Here is a 369-nt window from a genome sequence, read left to right as displayed (position 1 = left end):
TGCTGGTCGATCAGTTCGGCGAGATTGCCGGACGTGATCCGCTTGCGCGACAGGTCGTCCAGCCAGATCGCGACGCCTTCCTCGGAGAGGCGCTTCAGTGCGTCTGTCATGGAAATTGCATCTCCTACGTGTCGTATATCAGCGTCAGCGCTGGGCTGCGGCGATCGATTCCCGGGCGGCGCCCGCGACATTCTCGGCAGTGAAGCCGAACTCACGGAAGAGGACCTTGCCGTCGGCCGAAGCACCGAAGTGCTCCAGCGAAACAATGCGTCCCGCATCCCCGACGAACCGATGCCAGGTCAGACCGATACCGGCCTCGATCGAGACGCGCGCCTTCACCGACGGCGGCAGGACGCTGTCCCGGTACCC

At 64.2% G+C, this 369-nt stretch carries 1 pseudogene; it reads right to left on the bottom strand.

Annotation, left to right across the window (positions count from 1 at the left end):
• Window positions 1–144 precede the first annotated feature (144 nt).
• A pseudogene (locus tag KVT44_RS55715) lies at window positions 145–369 on the bottom strand (transketolase); the annotation flags it as partial.

The organism is Streptomyces sp. GbtcB7 (assembly GCF_019091445.1).
Taxonomy (GTDB): domain Bacteria; phylum Actinomycetota; class Actinomycetes; order Streptomycetales; family Streptomycetaceae; genus Streptomyces; species Streptomyces mirabilis.
The sequence above is the reverse complement of the archived record's forward strand: the minus strand, read 5'-3'. Positions and strand labels throughout refer to the sequence as shown.